15 protein-coding genes and 1 tRNA gene are annotated in these 17,178 nt (G+C 63.8%); 10 read left to right on the top strand and 6 right to left on the bottom strand.

Translation table 11 applies throughout. The features are described 5' to 3' along the window. Positions 1-48 precede the first annotated feature (48 nt). The 4 genes from RZR99_RS23835 (at position 49) to RZR99_RS23820 (ending at position 4,582) form a co-directional block, all read left to right on the top strand. Positions 49-1,350 (top strand): tannase/feruloyl esterase family alpha/beta hydrolase, encoded by a 1,302-nt coding sequence (locus RZR99_RS23835; protein WP_323122235.1) that lies wholly within the window; start codon positions 49-51, stop codon positions 1,348-1,350. Between the two features lie 102 nt (positions 1,351-1,452). Continuing rightward, positions 1,453-3,213 (top strand): AMP-binding protein, encoded by a 1,761-nt coding sequence (locus RZR99_RS23830; protein ID WP_323122234.1) that lies wholly within the window; start codon positions 1,453-1,455, stop codon positions 3,211-3,213. A gap of 60 nt (positions 3,214-3,273) precedes the next feature. Continuing rightward, positions 3,274-4,083 carry a helix-turn-helix domain-containing protein gene (locus RZR99_RS23825; RefSeq protein ID WP_323122233.1) on the top strand — a complete coding sequence of 270 codons (810 nt, stop codon included), beginning with the start codon at positions 3,274-3,276 and terminating at the stop codon, positions 4,081-4,083. A 425-nt stretch (positions 4,084-4,508) separates the two neighbouring features. Continuing rightward, a tRNA-Cys gene (locus tag RZR99_RS23820) sits at positions 4,509-4,582 on the top strand. Between the two features lie 375 nt (positions 4,583-4,957). Here the strand turns inward: RZR99_RS23820 and RZR99_RS23815 are convergent. Both RZR99_RS23815 and RZR99_RS23810 read right to left on the bottom strand, forming a co-directional pair. Then, positions 4,958-5,467, bottom strand: coding sequence for a GAF domain-containing protein (locus RZR99_RS23815; RefSeq protein WP_323122232.1), 510 nt, complete (start codon positions 5,465-5,467; stop codon positions 4,958-4,960). Positions 5,468-5,591: 124 nt separating this feature from the next. After that, positions 5,592-6,497: a LysR family transcriptional regulator gene (locus RZR99_RS23810; RefSeq protein ID WP_323122231.1), complete on the bottom strand. Its 906-nt coding sequence runs from the start codon at positions 6,495-6,497 to the stop codon at positions 5,592-5,594. Between the two features lie 129 nt (positions 6,498-6,626). Here RZR99_RS23810 and RZR99_RS23805 point away from each other — a divergent pair, with 129 nt between their 5' ends. Beyond that, entirely contained in the window at positions 6,627-7,493 is an 867-nt protein-coding gene (locus RZR99_RS23805; RefSeq protein ID WP_323122230.1) for a pirin family protein, read from the top strand. Between the two features lie 106 nt (positions 7,494-7,599). Continuing rightward, a complete protein-coding gene (locus RZR99_RS23800) occupies positions 7,600-8,100 on the top strand; it encodes a GNAT family N-acetyltransferase (protein ID WP_323122229.1) in 501 nt (166 codons plus the stop codon). Positions 8,101-8,148: 48 nt separating this feature from the next. Here the strand turns inward: RZR99_RS23800 and RZR99_RS23795 are convergent, their stop codons facing one another. Genes RZR99_RS23795 through RZR99_RS23785 form a run of 3 tightly spaced genes read right to left on the bottom strand, consistent with a single transcriptional unit; the run spans position 8,149 to position 10,154 of the window. Continuing rightward, on the bottom strand, positions 8,149-9,006 hold the full coding sequence (locus RZR99_RS23795) for a cytochrome c oxidase assembly protein (protein WP_323122228.1): 858 nt from the start codon (positions 9,004-9,006) through the stop codon (positions 8,149-8,151). 10 nt (positions 9,007-9,016) lie between these two features. Continuing rightward, entirely contained in the window at positions 9,017-9,463 is a 447-nt protein-coding gene (locus RZR99_RS23790; RefSeq protein ID WP_323122227.1) for a copper chaperone PCu(A)C, read from the bottom strand. 25 nt (positions 9,464-9,488) lie between these two features. Continuing rightward, positions 9,489-10,154, bottom strand: a complete 666-nt coding sequence (locus RZR99_RS23785; RefSeq protein ID WP_323122226.1) for an SCO family protein — start codon at positions 10,152-10,154, stop codon at positions 9,489-9,491. A gap of 280 nt (positions 10,155-10,434) precedes the next feature. On the opposite strand from RZR99_RS23785, the gene otsB reads away from it, so the two are divergent. Next, positions 10,435-11,187, top strand: coding sequence for a trehalose-phosphatase (gene otsB, locus RZR99_RS23780; RefSeq protein WP_323122225.1), 753 nt, complete (start codon positions 10,435-10,437; stop codon positions 11,185-11,187). Beyond that, entirely contained in the window at positions 11,184-12,563 is a 1,380-nt protein-coding gene (otsA, locus tag RZR99_RS23775) for an alpha,alpha-trehalose-phosphate synthase (UDP-forming) (RefSeq protein ID WP_323122224.1), read from the top strand. Before otsB ends, otsA begins: the two co-directional genes overlap by 4 nt. A gap of 90 nt (positions 12,564-12,653) precedes the next feature. Here otsA and RZR99_RS23770 read toward each other — a convergent pair whose 3' ends face one another. Then, entirely contained in the window at positions 12,654-14,486 is a 1,833-nt protein-coding gene (locus tag RZR99_RS23770; RefSeq protein ID WP_323122223.1) for an ABC transporter ATP-binding protein, read from the bottom strand. Between the two features lie 563 nt (positions 14,487-15,049). Between RZR99_RS23770 and RZR99_RS23765 the strand changes: the two genes are divergently transcribed. Both RZR99_RS23765 and RZR99_RS23760 read left to right on the top strand, forming a co-directional pair. After that, entirely contained in the window at positions 15,050-16,114 is a 1,065-nt protein-coding gene (locus RZR99_RS23765; RefSeq protein ID WP_323122222.1) for a glycosyltransferase family 4 protein, read from the top strand. A 234-nt stretch (positions 16,115-16,348) separates the two neighbouring features. Further along, positions 16,349-17,155: a hypothetical protein gene (locus RZR99_RS23760; RefSeq protein ID WP_323122221.1), complete on the top strand. Its 807-nt coding sequence runs from the start codon at positions 16,349-16,351 to the stop codon at positions 17,153-17,155. Positions 17,156-17,178 lie beyond the last annotated feature (23 nt).

Below are 17,178 nucleotides of genomic sequence, written 5' to 3'. Positions count from 1 at the left end.
GGTCATTCAATCACGTGGGTCAAAATTCGATGAAAATTTACAGCTCTAGTGGGTCAGTTCTGTACGGACATCAACAGTGATTCTGGGCACCAAGCGCTTCCCATTGACGGTAGTTTCGCGTTAAACAGCGAAGCACTGCACAACTATGGCGGTGATTATCTAAAGAAAACACGGGATGTGGTTGGGCAACTGATCGGTATGGCGTATGGGGCGAACCCGGTGCGCTGGTATGCGATGGGCGGATCAAAAGGCGGCCAGGAAATGATGGCGCTGATTCAAACCTGGCCTCAGGACTGGGATGGGGTGGTTGCCTGGTATCCAGCGATTTCACTTGCCAACAAATTTCGGGCGCACCTGAAGTGGACGCAAGCACTCGCTGCACCGGATGGCTACCTTTCCCCCGAGAAGCGGATGTTGCTGCGCGACAGCGTGCTGGCGGCGTGCGACGGCCTTGACGGAGTAAAGGACGGCATCGTGAGCAACGTGGATGCGTGCCGAACAGCTTTCAATCCGAAGACTGCACTCACTGCGGGCGGTCGCCCCCTGCGCTGTACTGGTGGCCTCGATCTGGGGTCGTCCTGCCTGTCGGATGCTCAGATCAATAGCGTCGTGACAATGGCTAGCCCGACACCATTTGCGCAGGCTACCATTCGAGGCGACACTGACGCGCCGGGTATGGAGTGGGGTTCGGATCTCGGCGGTGGAGTCTACTCCAATTCGTTGGGGGGCTTGATTGCTGCTGTGGGCTCGTATGTTCTGGGGTTGGGAACGTTGCCTCCATCCTATTTAACCAATCTCAATCCTGTTCTGCGCGCGGCAATGCCTGCAGATAGTTGGTTTGGGGCTGACTACGCCCGATTTATGGTCGCGGGCAATCCCTTCTACGATTTCCTTGGGTTAAACACTTATTCCCTAGGAAGTTACACTGCGCGCGTTCACGAATTGGAAGGAATCCTGAACAAGGATGATCCGAATCTGAGCCCGTTCTTCCAACGAGGCGGGAAAGTCATACTGGTACAGGGGATGGCCGATTCGGTTGTGCCATTGGAAGGAACCCGGCGCTACTACAACCGCGTGCTCCAGACTGTGCCCGCCGCGTTGACAAACGGAGGACTTCGCTACTACGAAGTTCCGGGGATGGCGCATGCAGTTGGTTTGAGCTTCACTGGGCAATGGGACGGCTTGGCCGCGTTGCAGCAATGGGTTGAGAACGGCACTGCGCCTGTCAATCCGATCGTGCAGGATGGCGGTGCCCCTCGGTCCAGGCCACTGTGCCAGTATCCGACTTGGCCGGAGTACCTTGGGGGCGATCCCAATGTTGCCTCCAGTTTCTCGTGCGCCAAGGGGTGACGGCGGATCCTGGATGATCGTGGGGTGTGGTTGTGGAGCCTCAGCTATCGCAAGATAAGCTTGGGGCTCCACAGCGAATAAGTGTTTATTGGACACACGTCAATGAGTACAACTTTCGCCGGTGCGATGCTTGCACCGCAGAACGGGCTTTCGTACGTGCGAGGCCCTACCGATTTTCCCTTGAGCGAAGCAACGGTTGGTCAACTCCTGCGTGATACTGCACTGCGTTTTCCCGATCGTGACGCAGTGGTATTCCGAGAGCAGGGAGTCCGATTGACCTGGAAGGCGTTCGATCACGAAGTCGACTGTTTGGCCGCCGGTATGATCAGCCTCGGCATCGAGAAGGGGGACCGGGTCGGTATCTGGTCGCCGAATCGTCTCGAGTGGTTGTTGACGCAATTCGCGACGGCACGGATCGGGGCTGTGCTCGTCAACGTGAATCCGGCCTACCGTCTCACTGAACTTGAGTATGCGCTTCAGAAGGTCGGTTGCAAGGTGCTGATCACGGCAGAGCGCTTCAAGTCATCATCTTATATTGAGATTCTGCAGGAAATGGCGCCTGGCCTGGCAGAGTGCGTACCGGGCGAGTTGCATGCGCCGCGTGTACCCAGCTTGAAAATGGCAATTTCGATGGGTGAGACGGTTCCACGCGGCATGCTGCGTTTTGCGGATGTTCGCGCATTTGCTCATTTGCGGTCGGAGCCAGAACCGCTGGGTGTGCTTGTCGATGCGCTTGGCGTCGCGATCTCGCAGTATGAGCCGATCAACATCCAGTTTACGAGTGGCACCACCGGTAGTCCGAAGGGCGCAACGCTGACGCACCATAATGTCGTCAACAACGCGCGCTCGATTGCGAGCGTGATGAAACTCAGCGAGCAGGATGCGCTTTGTATCCCGGTACCGCTATATCACTGCTTCGGCATGGTGATTGCGGTACTGGCATGCGTGTCGGCCGGCGCGAAGATGGTGTTTCCGGGCGAATCGTTTGATCCGGCCGCAACGCTGGCGACTGTCGCCGACGAGCGCTGCACCGCTCTGCACGGTGTACCGACGATGTTTATCGCTGAACTCGACCATCCCGAGTTCGATCGTTTTGATCTTAGTTCACTACGTACTGGAATCATGGCGGGCTCTCCATGCCCGATCGAGACGATGAAGCAGGTCGTCTCACGAATGCACATGACGGAGGTGACGATTGCATATGGGATGACGGAAACCAGTCCGGTCTCGTTCCAAAGTTCGACCACCGATTCACTGGAAAAGCGTACAACGACCGTGGGACGCATTCAACCGCATCTTGAGGCGAAGATCGTCGATTCGGACGGACGGATAGTCCCTGTCGGTACTAAAGGCGAATTGTATACAAAAGGATACTCCGTGATGCACGGCTATTGGGGCGACAAGGCAAAGACCGCAGAGGTGATCGTCGATGGCTGGATGCGCACCGGAGATCTCGCGACATTGGATAAAGATGGATATTGCAACGTCGTGGGGCGGCTGAAGGACATGCTGATTCGGGGGGGCGAGAACATCTACCCGCGGGAGATTGAGGAGTTCCTGTTCCAGCACCCCAAAATCCAGAGCGCCCAGGTGTTCGGTGTGCCAGATCCGAAGTACGGCGAGGAGGTATGTGCGTGGGTGGTGCTGCGTTCGGGGGAGAGGATGACGGGTGAAGAGGTGCGTCAATTCTGCCGTGGTCGGATCGCACACTACAAGGTTCCGCGCTATGTTCGCTTTGTCGAGACCCTGCCCATGACCGTGACGGGAAAGGCGCAGAAATTCGTCATGCGGGAATGGATGATCGCGAATCAGGGGGGTGACACCGAAGAGACTTCAAATCTGTATGACGGAGTGTCGTCGTAGTCGTTCTGCCAGCCTCGGAGAGCTTGGGTTCCGCGAAGTGCTGCAAGATAGGAGAGGAAAATGGGGGCGTTGTCAGAGAAGGTGATTGCGGAGTCTCTGAATTTCGCTTTCTTGCCACGGGCTCTTCTCGTGACGACTGGTGCGGTGGCGTCGGGGCCCACGCGGCGCCCGGCTGTGACGATACTGGTTTCGTGTAATGAAGCGGCGTTCCAACTCGCCATAGAACCAAACGAGGTCATTGGCTGTAATGTGGTCGTGGTCGGCCCGAACTGTCCGCGTGAACTCGATGCGAGGGGGTGCGATTTGATAAGCGTGAATATCGAGCCCGGCCATTCGATGTACTTGCCCCTGTGTCAGTGGCTGGATGGCCGCCAACTTGTCCGTCTCACGGAACGGCACTATTTCGGCATGCGGGACGACATGCGGAGAGTGTATGAGTCAGGGTACGTCGGCGTTGATTTGCCGGCGTTCGTGCTTGAGATGGTCAGAGCCATTAGCTTGGGACGCTTGGAAACGAGGGCCGTTGATCCGCGTATAGAGCGTGTGCTGAATCATCTCGGTTCCAGTAACTTGACTTGCTCACGTCCCACGCTTTCAGAACTGTCGCGAGCCGTCGAGTTGTCAAGAGACCGCCTGTCGCATCTGTTTGTCGAGATGGTCGGGTTGCCTCTGCGCTCCTATGCGATCTGGCAGCGTTATCGCTATGCGATGAATCTGCTGGACACCGATATGGCACTGGCGGAGTTAGCACTGGCTACGGGCTTTAGCGATGCATCGCATATGACGAGAACGTTTAGCAACTTTCTCGGCTTTGCCCCGTCGCTGTTGCGGCGCAACGGCTTTCGCTCCGTTTGCCATGGAATGGCGTGAGTAGGGCAGTGACCTGCGGCGGAATTTTGTAGCCAATCAGGCGGTGAGTCTCGCGTCGATAGAGGGCAGGGACGTATCTTCCGCTGACGGGGATGGGAGTCGACACTCTGGAGCGCTACCGTGGGGCAAACAGGGACTCCCCTTGATCGCCTAAAAAATAGGCATCCGGCACGTTCCTTGCGTATTTTTTTACAAAGGTATTGCCAAGGGCGGCGCAGTAGTCCATAATTCAGTCCATTGATTCGGCGGGGAAGCAGAAAAATCCTTTAGAATCAACTAGTTGGAATTAGGTTGGGAGACTCGTCTCCCGCTCCAAAACAAGGGGAAGCCGAGCTTCCCTTTTTGTTTGCCAGGGTCGATGGCCTTGAGATCAAATCTGTGGATCGTTGCAGTAGCGTTTCGCGACGGTTTGGCAGTCCGCTTACGGCGCGATAGCAAAGCGGTTATGCAGCGGCCTGCAAAGCCGTTTAGGCCGGTTCGACTCCGGCTCGCGCCTCCAGAAAAAGCCCCGACTTGTCGGGGCTTTTCTTTTTTCTGTTTCGAACGCGTGGCGGCGGGAATGCGTTAGCGGATTTCGCCGGTCGGCTCGGTGATCGCGTCGGTAGCGTATGAATCAGGGATTCCAAGCCGGCCGATTCCAATCAAACCGTTGCACTAGTTTGTCGCGACCTCGGTGGCGTCATGGCAGAAGCCGACAACGAACGCAGTTTTGGGATTGAGGGGAAAGGCGCTCGCATTCTGGGTGGTCGCGATATAAAAACACTTCAGACTCCCAACGGGTAAGGGCCATGCGAGAGGCGGCTCGCCTCGGCGGACATTCGACGCAAATCGGCCGAGGAAGTACGGGTAGTGGACAGAGTCGGCTTACCCCCCATCACTTCCCGGCCGCCCGCTTTTCCCACGCGAATTCGACAAATACCCGGCACAGCGCCTCCATCCCCTTGGCATCCTCTTCGTCGAACCGACCGACGAGCGGGCTATCGACGTCCCATACCCCAACCAGCGAGCCGTCGCGTGCGACGAGCGGGACGACGACTTCCGACTGCGACGCCGAATCGCAGGCGATGTGTCCGGGGAACGCATGCACGTCGCGTACGACCTGCGTGCTGCGCGTCTGTGCAGCGGTGCCGCACACGCCCTTGCCGAGCGGAATCCGCACGCAGGCGGGTTTCCCCTGGAACGGCCCGACCACCAGTTCCGTGCCGTCATGGAAATAGAATCCCGCCCAGTTGAGCCCCTCGAGCGAGTGGTACACCAGCGACGAAAAATTCGCCGCATTGGCGACAAGATCCGCCTCCGTCTCGATCAGCGAGCGCGCCTGCGCGGCAAGTTCGGCGTAGAGAGCGGGTTTGGACGACGGAAGACCTTCAGAGAGCGCGAACATGGCAAGCACCGGAGATGAACGGGAATGAGCGACCAGCGACGTGCGGCGCTGTATCGCAGCGGATCGCCAGCAGTCTAAGGGAATTCCACGGGCAGCGCGGAGCACCCCCAGACGGCGTCTGGATTCAGTCGGGCGGCAGCGTTGCGAAACGCTGCGCGAGAAAATCGAGCAGTGCGCGCACGGAAGGCAGCAGACCGCGGCGTGACGCAAACACGGCATGAACGATATCCCGCCGTGGCGCCCAGCCGGGCATCACCTGTTGCAACTCGCCGCGGGCGATCTGTTCGCGCACCATCATCGTCGGCAACTGGGCGATGCCGACGCCTGCTACGGCCGCCGCGCGCAGCGCGAGCATCCCGCGCGTCACGAGCCGCGGCTGATGGTGGATCAGTGCCTGCGCACCGTCCGGGCCCAGCAGGTTCCACGCGTGCTCGCTCTGCGGCGTGCCGAGCGCGAGGCTCGGTAGCCCGGCGAGATCCGCGGGCACCCGCGGCGCACCGGTCTGCCCGAGCAGTCCCGGACTCGCGACCAGGCATTGGCCGCGTTCGGCGAGCGCGCGCAGCACCAGATCGCTGTCCTCCAGCGGCGGCGGCCGCACCCGAATCGCGATGTCGATTCCCTCGCCGACCACATCCACGCGCCGGTTGGTTTCCTCCAGATGGATTTCGACGAGCGGGCACTGCGCCATGAACGCCGCGATCATCTCGCCCACCAGCGCATCGAGCAGCGCGACCGGGCACGTCATCCGCACGATGCCGCGCGGCTCCGCATGCAGCAGCGCGATCGCTTCGTCGGCGGCGTCCGCCTCGACGAGCATCGCGCGGCAATGCGCGTAATAGGTCTGGCCGACGTCCGTCACGGCGAAACGGCGCGTCGAGCGCTGGATCAGCCGCATGCCGACGCGCTCCTCGAGCAGCGCGATCCGGCGGCTCAGCTTCGATTTCGGCATGTTGAGCGCCCGCCCGGCCGGCGCGAAGCCGCCGTGGTCGACCACCTGCACGAAGTAATAGAGGTCGTTCAGATCTCGCATGATTCATCGTTCATTAAATGGAACGCTGAGTGTAATTATCGCAGACTACCGCCGACATCGTTCTAATTATATTCTTCTATCCATGGACCGAAGCCCTTGCCTCGGTGGCAGACAGACCAGGAGAGCAGCATGAAGAAGATCGTTGGTGTGTACAGCGCCCCCCGTTCGCACTGGGTCGGCGACGGTTTCCCGGTGCGTTCGATGTTCAGCTACGACAGTCACGGCGCGCATCTGAGCCCGTTCCTGCTGCTCGACTACGCGGGGCCGGCGCAGTTCGAGCCGTCCCGGCGCCGGCGCGGTGTCGGTTCGCATCCGCATCGCGGTTTCGAGACGGTCACCATCGTCTACCAGGGCGAGGTCGATCATCGCGACTCCACGGGGGCGGGTGGTCATATCGGCCCGGGCGACGTGCAGTGGATGACGGCGGCGGGCGGCATCGTTCACGAGGAATTCCATTCGGAAAACTTCACGAAGACGGGCGGGACGCTTGAAATGGTTCAGCTCTGGGTGAATCTGCCGGCGAAGGACAAGCTGACCGAGCCGGGTTATCAGACGCTGCTGAACGACAGCATTCCGTCCGTCGCGCTGCCGGATGACGCGGGGCGGGTGCGGGTGATCGCGGGCGAGTTCGACGGAGCGCGCGGTCCGGCGCGCACGCACACGCCGATGGATGTGTGGGATGTGCGTCTGAACCAGGGCGGGCGTGCCCGTTTCGACGTCGCGGAAGGCCGGACGCTCGCGCTTGTCGTGTTGCGCGGTACGGTGCTCGTGAATGGCGTCGAGGTGGCCCGGGAAGCGCAGCTCGTGCAGTTGGCGCGCGACGGACGCGACGTCGAGATCGAGGCCAACAGCGATGCGACGCTGCTGTTGTTGAGTGGAGCGCCGATCGACGAACCCATCGTCGGTTACGGTCCGTTCGTGATGAACAGCGAAGCGGAAATCCGTCAGGCGGTCGACGATTTCAACAGCGGCCGATTCGGGCGATTGAATGCCTGAGGCAGCGGCCCCGCCTGGTGCGGGGCCGTTTTTTATCGGGGTGCTTCGAGGCATAATGTTCGGCTTCGCGTCGCGATCCGTGCGGCGCCAGCACAGGAATCCCGTCATGAATGCGTCCGCCGCCGCTGTCCCGTCCGTTCCCCCGTCCCGCTCGGCGCCGCCGCTGGAATGGCGCTGGAAGCCGTTTGCGAAGCTGTCGGCGGGCGAGGTCTATCAGCTGCTGTCGGCGCGCAGCGACGTGTTCGTGGTCGAGCAGAACTGCGTGTATCGCGATATCGACGGCGCGGACGCCGACGCATGGCATCTCGGCGCGTACGATGACGCGGGCCGGCTCGCGTGCTATCTGCGGGTGTTGCTGCCGGATGCGGCGGATCCGGATATCCGCATCGGCCGCGTATTGACGACCCAGGCGTTTCGCGGAATGGGGCTCGGCAACGTGATGCTCGACGAGGCGCTCAAGCGGATTCGCGCGCAGTGGCCGGACACGCCGATCAGCCTGCACGCGCAAGCGCATCTGCAGACGTTCTACGGCGCATTCGGTTTTGCGCCGAGTTCGGATATTCACGACGAGGACGGCATTCCGCACGTCTGGATGCGATCGGCCTGATACGTCCCGAGTCGCCTTCGTCCGGCGACCGGGGGCGTTCTCGGCGGATCAGCGCTGCGCGACGGGCGCCTGCGCATGCAGGCTCCGTTCGTCGCGCAGGCGGCCGCGCGCCGACAGGCGCATCCAATGGCGCAGCGCGATCAGCGCACCGATCACGCTCATCATCGACCCCGGAATCCAGAGCAGCAGCCCGCCGATCTGCTGATCGCGCAGCGGGCTGAGCCATGTGAACGCGCGTCCGCAAATCGAATAGACCGGATACAGCTCGTGCGGCGTGAAGAAGATCAGCGCGCCGAGCGCGATCTGCGGCGGGATCGCGGCCACCGCCACCAGGATCCGGCGCCCGGGCGCGAGCCGCGCGGGCGGAGCGGGACGGGGATCGACGACGAGCCACCAGAACAGCAGGCCGTCGATTACCATGCTCCAGTTCATCACACGGTACAGCCGCCAGTCGAGCATCGCGATGAAATGGATCGGCGACAGCAGCCAGAAATAGATCAGTCCGACGAACAGCACCACCGCGACCACCGGATTGAACACCACGTCCAGCACGACGCGCACGGGCTTCAGCGCCAGCGCTGGCTGCACGAAGCGGCGCCGCCAGCCGAACGGGATCCCGGCGCGCATCGCCGCGCCCGGATACGACAGCGCGATGAAGAACGGCCCCAGGTGATGCAGCACCAGATGCTGTGCGCGATGCATGAAGAACTCGTGCTCGAAGAAATAATCGAGCCGCGTATGCAGCGCCACGTAGAGCGCGGTCAACCCGAACCAGAACGAGATCTGCCGAGGCAGCGAGACTTTCGCCTTGCGCACGCCGCGCGCGAACAGCACGGCGGCGATCAGCACCGCGATCACCACGGTCGGCGACGGCTCCCAGGGTTCGAGCCAATACAGAAGATCCATCGTGCGGGCGTTACTTGGTCTGGGCCGGCGATTTCACCGAGAACGGCGTTTCGAGCTTTTCGCCGTCGGAGAATGTGAGGCGCAGATGCACGGTGTCGCCCGGCTTGATCGCGTGCTTCGCGTCCTCGAGCATGAAGTGGTAGCCGCCCGGCGCGATGTCGACCTTGCCGCGCGCGGGGATCGTCAGCTTGTCGACCATCACCATCTGCTGCGTCGAGCCGTTCGACACGGTCTGGTGCAGCATCGCCATCCCGTAGTCGGGGCTGTCGACGTCGACGAGATCGATCGGCTTGTCGCTCGTGTTGACGAGCGTCACGTAGCCGGCGGCCGGCAGCTTGTTCGGCAGCCAGCGCACCCAGGCGTTCTGCGCGCTGATCGAATCGGCGCCGCCTGCGTAGGCGTGCAGGCTGAGGGACAGGGCGGCGAGGGCGGCGAAGGTTTTTAGTTTCATCGACATGGCGTTGGGTTCGGTGAGTTCCGGTTCAGGAACGGTTGGCGATGATCCGGCGCAGATCGGCGGCGATCACGTCGGGGGAATCCTGGTCGGTGGCGAGCAGGCGCGCGTGGCCCTGCGCGTCGAATACGTAGACGGCCGAGCTGTGCGTGACTTCGTAGCCGCCGCTCGGATCGCGTTTTTCCATTTGATACGCGACCCGATAGCGTTTCGCAAGCGATTCGATCTGGCGCTCGGTGCCGGTCAACCCGTACGCGTGCTGCGCGTCGAACGCGGCGACATACGAGCGCATCGCCTCGGGCGTGTCGCGCGCGGGGTCCACCGATACGAACAGGATGCGCACATTCTGCGCGTCGGCGCCGAGCTTCGCGAGCACCTGCATGAGCCGCGCCATGGTTTCGGGGCAGACGTCCGGGCAGTGGGTATAGCCGAAATAGACCAGTGCGATGCGCCCCTTGAACGCGGCCGCGTCGATCGGCTTGCCGTCCTCGCCCGTCAGCGAGAAGCCGAGATCGGGCAGGTGGCCCGTGACGTTCGCGAGTCCCCACGGCGCGTCGCGCTGCGAGCAGGCGCTCAGCGTCGCAGCCAGTAGACAGGTGCCCGCCAGCCGGACGACGCGGGCGGTACGGGATCGGGGGCGGGCGGGGGCGGTCGATCCGTCCGGCGCGCCCGGCGCAGTGGGCTGAAGCGGCATCCAAGGGCTCGGTGGAAGAAGGCGAAGTGCGCGGGACGGACGGCGCGCGGCCGCCGTCTGGCGCGTTTGGCGGTTGCGACTGTAGCGCAATTTACGCGGGATCGTCCTTTCGAAACCCGTTCAACGCCCGAAACCGGGGCAAAATGTCGCATCGGAGCGAGGTGGCGGCGCGCGAGGTCGCGCTATCGCCTTTTGCCCATGAATAGCCCGAGGCGCGGTAAGATGCGCACATTCTCCCGGTGGGCGACGCCCGCCAGCGGTCATCCTCATCAGCGAATCGATGCAATCCGTCCCGGCTTCCCTCTCCCTGACCGACACCGCTTTCTTTTTCGATTTCGACGGCACGCTTGTCGACCTCGCGCCCACCCCCGACAGCATCCAGGTTTCGCCCGCGGTGCCGGCGCTGATCGACGCATTGCGGCAACTGTCGCACGGCGCGGTGGCGATCGTGTCGGGTCGCGCGATCGACAGCATCGACGCTTTCCTCAAGCGGCCCGATTTGCCGGTCGCGGGCCTGCACGGCGCGGAGCGCCGCGACGCGAACGGCGACACGCAGCGGATCGGCTTCAACGACGCGCGGCTGCTGCGCATCGAGCGGGAGCTGGCTGCGCTCGTCGACCGGCATCCCGGCATGCTGCTCGAGATCAAGGGCGCGGCGGTCGCGCTGCACTACCGCAACGCGCCCGAGCACGAGCTCGCCGCGCGCCGGGCGGCCGAACGGCTCGTCGCCGACTATCCCGACGCGTATGTGCTGCAGCCCGGCAAGATGGTGTTCGAGATCAAGCCGAAAGGCGTCGACAAGGGGCGTGCGGTCGCGGCTTTCCTGAACGAGCCGCCGTTCGCCGGACGCGTGCCGGTGTTCGCCGGCGACGACCTCACCGACGAGAAGGCCTTCGCGGTGGTGAATGCGGCGGGCGGCCTGTCGATCAAGGTGGGCGGCGGCGAGACGATGGCGCGCTGCCGCGTCGAGTCGGTCGGGGCGTTCCACGCGTTGCTTGAGCAATGGCTGGCGGCCGGACGCGCGCGCGCATGAGCCGCCTCATCATCGTCTCGAACCGGGTGGCGCCGATCTCCGAAGGGGAGCCGGCGGCAGGCGGGCTTGCGATCGGCGTGTTCGACGCGCTGAAGGAAACGGGCGGCATGTGGTTCGGCTGGAGCGGCGACGTGGTCGCGTCGGGCGCGCCGCAGATCCGCCTGGAGGAGCGCGGCCCCGTGACCTTCGCGACGATCGGGCTGTCGCGGCGCGATTACGACCAGTACTACCGGGGCTTCTCGAATGCGACGCTGTGGCCCGCGTTCCACTACCGTACCGATCTGATCCAGTATGACCGCCACGAGTTCGAAGGCTATAGCCGCGTGAACATGTGGCTCGCGCAGCAGCTCGTGCCGCAGTTGCGGGACGACGACGTGATCTGGGTGCACGACTATCATCTGATTCCGTTCGCGCATGCGCTGCGGGCCGCCGGCGTGAAGAACCGGATCGGTTTCTTTCTGCATATTCCGTTTCCGGCGGCGCAGGTGCTGGTCAACGTGCCGCCGCATCGCGCACTGGTCGAGGCGCTGTGTTCGTTCGATCTGCTGGGATTTCAGACCGAACCCGACCTGCGTGCGTTTTGCGACTATATCGAGCACGAGGCGGGCGGTACCGTCGAAGGCGCCACGCGTCCCGTCACCGTGCGCGCATTCGGCCGCACGCTGCGCGCGGCCGCTTACCCGATCGGCGTCTATCCGGACGAAATCGCCGCGCTCGCGCAAGCGGGCGAGAACGGCAAGGCGGTGCGTACGCTGGCGGCGTCGCTGCGCGGGCGGCAACTCGTGATGAGCGTCGATCGGCTCGACTACTCGAAGGGGCTGGTCGAGCGCTTTCGCGCGTTCGAGAAGCTGCTGGAGCAGGAGGCGTCGTACCGCAATCACGTGTCGTTCCTGCAGATCGCGCCGTCGACGCGCGCCGACCTGCGCGCGTACCAGGACATCCGCTTGCAGCTCGAAGGGGAGTCGGGGCGCATCAACGGCCGCTTCGCCGAGCTCGACTGGGCGCCGATCCTGTACATCCACCGGCACTACGAGCGCCAGGTGCTGGCCGCGTTGTACCGGCTGGCGCGCGTCGGCTACGTGACGCCGCTGCGCGACGGCATGAATCTGGTCGCGAAGGAGTACGTGTCGGCGCAGAACCCGGACGATCCGGGCGTGTTGGTGCTGTCGCGCTTCGCGGGCGCGGCGCAGGAACTGACGGGCGCGCTGATCGTCAATCCGATCGATATCGGGGGGATGGCCGACGCTCTGGCGCAGGCGTTGTCGATGCCGCTGGCGGAGCGACGCGCGCGGCATGCGGACATGATCGCGCAACTGCGCGAGAACAACGTGTCGGTGTGGCGCGACCACTTCCTGCGCGACTTGAACGTTCGATAGCATGGCGGCCCCGTGCGGGCCGCGCGAAAAAGAAGAAGCCGCGAAGCGTCCTGCTGCGCGGCTTTTTCATGTCGGCGGGCGACCGGGCGGTTACGCGACGCGTTCGCCCGTGTGCCCGTCGCCGCCCGGCGGAGGCAGGTGCCGGCCGTGCTGTTTCGCGAGCAGGTCGTGATACAGGCCCGGCCGATTGCGCAGCAGGTCGGGGCTGCCGTCGTCGATCACCTTGCCGGTGCTCATCACGATGATCCGGTCGAAATTGCGCAGCGTCGACAGCCGGTGCGCGATCGCGATCACCGTGCGGCCCACCATCAGGCGGTCGAGCGCGGCCTGGATCGCTTCCTCCGATGCGCTGTCGAGCGCGGAGGTCGCTTCGTCGAGCAGCAGGATCGGCGCATTCTTGAGGATCGCGCGCGCGATCGCGATCCGCTGCCGCTGGCCGCCCGACAGCTTCACGCCGCGGTCGCCGACGATCGTCTCGAAACCTTCCGGCATCGCCTCGATGAATTCGCTGCAGCGCGCGTCGCGCGCGGCGGCGAGCACTTCGTCGCGAGTCGCCTCGGGACGGCCGTAGGCGATGTTCTCGTAGATCGAGCGGTGGAACAGCGAGATATCCTGCGGCACGAGCGCGATCGACTGGCGCAGGCTGTCCTGCGTGATCGACGCGAGATCCTGGCCGTCGATCCGGATCGCGCCCTGGTGGATATCGTAGAAGCGCTGCAGCAGCGCGAGTACGGTCGACTTGCCCGCGCCCGATTTGCCGATCAGACCGACCCGCTGGCCCGGCTCGATATGGAGATCGAAATGATCGAGGATCGGCCGGCGGTTCGGATACGCGAACTTGACGCCCTCGAAATCGACGCGGCCGCCGCTCGGCGCGAGCGGCACGGCGTCCGATCGATCGGGCATCCCGTGCGGTTCGAGCAGCGTCTTCACGGCTTCGGACAGGCGCGCGATGTGCTGCGTGACGTCGACGAGCGCGACCGCGAGGTCGCGGGTGCCGTGCAGGATCGTGAAGCCGAGCGAGCTGACGAGCACGATGTCGCCCGATGTCGCCTTGCCTTGATCCCACAGCCACAGCGCCCAGCCGAGCAGGCCCGCCGACAGCATCGCGGTGATCACGGCGTGCAGAAGGCGCAGCTTCTCGAGATACAGCAGGCTTTGCTGGCGCGCGTCCATCTCGGCCTTGACGGTCGCGCCGAAGCGCTTCTGTTCGCGCACGGTCATGCCGAACGCGCGCACCAGCCCCATGTTGCCGATCACGTCGACCAGCTCGCCGTCGACGGCAGCGGCCCTCGACGCGAAGGTGTGATGGCGCACCGAGCCGCGCCCGGCGAGCTTGAACAGCACGACGGCGAGCACGGCCGAGCAACTGAGGAGGCCGAGCGCCATCAGCGGGTTGACGACGATGATCATCAGGATCGCGCCGATCACCGCGATGCAGGGCGGCAGCACGTTCCACGCCATCGTGTTCTCGGCGGTGTACACGGCATTCGACGTCGCGGTGATCCGGCTCGCGAGCGTGCCGGGCTGTTTTTCCGCGTAGTAGGTCGGCGAATGGCCGCTCAGGTACTGGAACAGGTCGCGCCGCAGGTCGCCCGTCACCGCGACGAAGGTGTGCGCGGCGACCCAGCCGCCGACGCGCCACAGCAGATTGTCGGCGGCGATCAGCCCGACGAGGAGCGCGAACGCGCCCCACAGCGGGCCGGGGTGATGGCGGCCGGCGGCGAGCACGTCGATCAGGTGCTTGATCGCATACTGCGAGCCGAGCGCGCAGCCGACGGCTGCCAGCACGCTTGCGAGCACGATCACGTGCGCGGCGGGATGCAGCCGGATGTAGCGGAACAGGAAGGCGAGCGGGCGGCTCGCGTAGCTCGAGAGCTTCGCGTTATAGGCGTTGCGCTGGGCAGGGGTGAGAGCTTCCAAAATTGTGCGTGTGGTGAACCGGTGGTTGAACGCCGCGCGTCGGCGCAAGCTTGCCGCGACGCGGGCGAAAGCCGGCATTGTAAACAAGCCGGCGCGCGATGCCGCGCCGATATGTTCGATGTCGCGGCCCGTGGTCGATTTTGAGATAAAATTTCCCATTCCGCGATGGGGGCATCCGCTTGCACCGTCGATAACGGGGAGCGATCGCAACGCGACCGGGTACGAGGCCGGCCTGAATGGCTTTTTACTCTAAATCTGTCTTTAAAATTAAAGGGTTGCAAAGTGTTGCATCTTTGTAACAAAGTAAAGACTTTGAAATGTTGTGCGTTGCAGCGCAGCATTTCCCCGATAATGGGCCCCGGGTTGGCTCATGGAATTTTTACGGGATCCTGTCAACGGGGCGCGGCGTGAAGCGTTCTAAGCCAGATGTGCCGCTGACCCATGTGTCTGCCCCGCGAACCGGTTATTTCGTCTGACGTTCACGCGCCATTGCGGCCGCGCCGGCCGGGCAGGGCTTCCAACCTACTGCTTCACTTTTTGCCGATTTTTTAGGAGTTACGCAGATGCGAATCGCTCAAATCGCTCCGCTGCACGAGGCGGTTCCCCCGAAGTTGTACGGCGGTACCGAACGGGTGGTGTCCTATCTGACCGAGGCGCTGGTCGAAATGGGGCATGACGTCACGCTCTTCGCGAGCGGCGATTCGCAAACTTCCGCGAAACTCGAAGCCGTCTGGCCGCAGGCGCTGCGCCTCGATCCGACGATCCGCGACACGATGGCGCCGCACATGCTGCTGCTCGAGGAAGTGCGCCGCCGCGCGGACGAATTCGACGTGCTGCATTTCCATATCGACTATTACCCGTTCTCGCTGTTTTCGCGCCAGCCGGTGCCGCATCTGACGACGCTGCACGGCCGCCTCGATCTCCCGGAACTGCAGCCGATCTTCAACACGTTCAACGACGTACCGGTGGTGTCGATCTCCGACAACCAGCGCTCGCCGCTGCAGCAGGCCAACTGGCTGTCGACCGTCTATCACGGCTTGCCGGAAAATCTGCTGAAGCCGCTGCCGGACGTGAAGCCGAGCTACCTCGCCTTCCTCGGCCGCATTTCGCCGGAGAAGCGCGTCGACACCGCGATCCGCATCGCCGCGCAAGCCGGCATGCCGATCAAGATCGCGGCCAAGCTGGACAAGGCCGACCGCGCGTATTACGAAGAGCAGATCAAGCCGCTGTTCGCGCTGCCCCACGTCGAGTACATCGGCGAAATCAGCGAGTCCGAGAAGGCCGAATTCCTCGGCAACGCGCATGCGCTGCTGTTCCCGATCGACTGGCCGGAGCCCTTCGGCCTGGTGATGATCGAGGCGATGGCGTGTGGCACGCCGGTGATCGCGTTCAAGCGCGGCTCGGTGCCGGAAGTGATCGACAATGGCGTGTCGGGCTTTGTCGTCGAGGACGAACTGTCGGCCGTGGCCGCCGTGAAGCGCCTGCATACGCTGCCGCGCGAGAAGGTTCGCGGCGCGTTCGAGTCGCGTTTCTCGTCGAAGGTGATGGCGCAGAACTACATCAAGGGTTACGAAGAGCTGCTGCGCCAGAAGCGCCGCACGGTACTGCGCGAAGTCAACGCAGGCTGAGCGCCAAGCCCGGCTGTGCCGGACCGACGCCCCGCACGGGTTTGCCGTGCGGGGCGTCGTGCTTTTGGGCGGCGCGATTCGGCGCCACCTGTTGTATTCACGCCGCGCCGCAGGTGTGCGCGACGCTGCAAACCCGTGATTTATAACGTAGATTCATCAGCGCGAACGGTAATGTCCCTATAATGGCCGTGCCGTAAAATCCGGCCCCGGCGGGCTATCAAGAGGAGAGCAGTTTTGGCGAGAACGAAAACCACGCGCGCGAATCCGGCCCCCGGCGCCGGCGTCATTTTCGCGTTGCGCGCCATCGGTCTCGTGCTGCTTGCCCGCTGGCTCTTTTCGATGTCGCTGATGGGGTACCACGCGTCGCTGTCGGCGATGGTGTCGTCGCCCTGGGCCTGCATCAACGTCGTTCTCATTTTCCTGCTGCTGTTCCTGCCCGGCGCGCAGGCGCGCGTCGAGCGGCCGTCTCATCCGTTGCCGCAGTGGCTGCGCCAGGCGCTGCGCTTTTTCGCGCTGCTGTGCTTCCTGTTCGCCGTGTGGTCGGTCGGCGCATTCGTGTGGGCGGCCGGCTGGCGCCGCGCGCTGCATGCGGTGATGGCCACCAACGGCTGGCTGATCGCCGCGCCGGCCCTGTATGCGGCGATCATCTGGGTGTGCCGGCCGAGGCCGCTGTGGCGCACCAATATCGCCGCCCGCCGGTTCGCGATCGGCCGGTACGCCGTGTCGCTCGACGCGCTCACACGCACGGTCATCGTCTGGATGGAAAGCCGCAAGGTCGGCCAGTACGATGCACGGGAACTGTCGGTGCGCTGGCCGAGCGGGATGGCGCCGGCCGAGTCCGGCGCGGCCGGCGAGGCGGTCGCGCAGCCCGCGGCGGCAGGCCGGCGAGGTCTGTTCGCGCGGCCGAAGCTCGAACTGCTGTGGGATTCGCCCGCCGCGGTCGGGCATAACCGCCAGATCGTGATGCGTGCGCCGCTCGTCACCGAAGGCGACCGCGTGGCGGCGCGCGCGCTCGACGCGTCGCTCAAGCAGACGGTCTGAGCGGGTTCGTTCGCGGCACCGGG

This window comes from Burkholderia alba (genome assembly GCF_034721475.1).
Lineage (GTDB): Bacteria > Pseudomonadota > Gammaproteobacteria > Burkholderiales > Burkholderiaceae > Burkholderia > Burkholderia alba.
This window is presented reverse-complemented; position numbering and strand designations above follow the sequence as displayed.

Bases quoted from the DNA above. Each gene is read 5' to 3' on its own strand.
- RZR99_RS23830 (WP_323122234.1), top strand. From the start codon at position 1,453: ATGAGTACAACTTTCGCCGGTGCGATGCTTGCACCGCAGAACGGGCTT.
- RZR99_RS23825 (WP_323122233.1), top strand. From the start codon at position 3,274: ATGGGGGCGTTGTCAGAGAAGGTGATTGCGGAGTCTCTGAATTTCGCT.
- RZR99_RS23815 (WP_323122232.1), bottom strand. From the start codon at position 5,467: ATGTTCGCGCTCTCTGAAGGTCTTCCGTCGTCCAAACCCGCTCTCTAC.
- RZR99_RS23810 (WP_323122231.1), bottom strand. From the start codon at position 6,497: ATGCGAGATCTGAACGACCTCTATTACTTCGTGCAGGTGGTCGACCAC.
- RZR99_RS23805 (WP_323122230.1), top strand. From the start codon at position 6,627: ATGAAGAAGATCGTTGGTGTGTACAGCGCCCCCCGTTCGCACTGGGTC.
- RZR99_RS23800 (WP_323122229.1), top strand. From the start codon at position 7,600: ATGAATGCGTCCGCCGCCGCTGTCCCGTCCGTTCCCCCGTCCCGCTCG.
- RZR99_RS23795 (WP_323122228.1), bottom strand. From the start codon at position 9,006: ATGGATCTTCTGTATTGGCTCGAACCCTGGGAGCCGTCGCCGACCGTG.
- RZR99_RS23790 (WP_323122227.1), bottom strand. From the start codon at position 9,463: ATGTCGATGAAACTAAAAACCTTCGCCGCCCTCGCCGCCCTGTCCCTC.
- RZR99_RS23785 (WP_323122226.1), bottom strand. From the start codon at position 10,154: ATGCCGCTTCAGCCCACTGCGCCGGGCGCGCCGGACGGATCGACCGCC.
- otsB (WP_323122225.1), top strand. From the start codon at position 10,435: ATGCAATCCGTCCCGGCTTCCCTCTCCCTGACCGACACCGCTTTCTTT.
- otsA (WP_323122224.1), top strand. From the start codon at position 11,184: ATGAGCCGCCTCATCATCGTCTCGAACCGGGTGGCGCCGATCTCCGAA.
- RZR99_RS23765 (WP_323122222.1), top strand. From the start codon at position 15,050: ATGCGAATCGCTCAAATCGCTCCGCTGCACGAGGCGGTTCCCCCGAAG.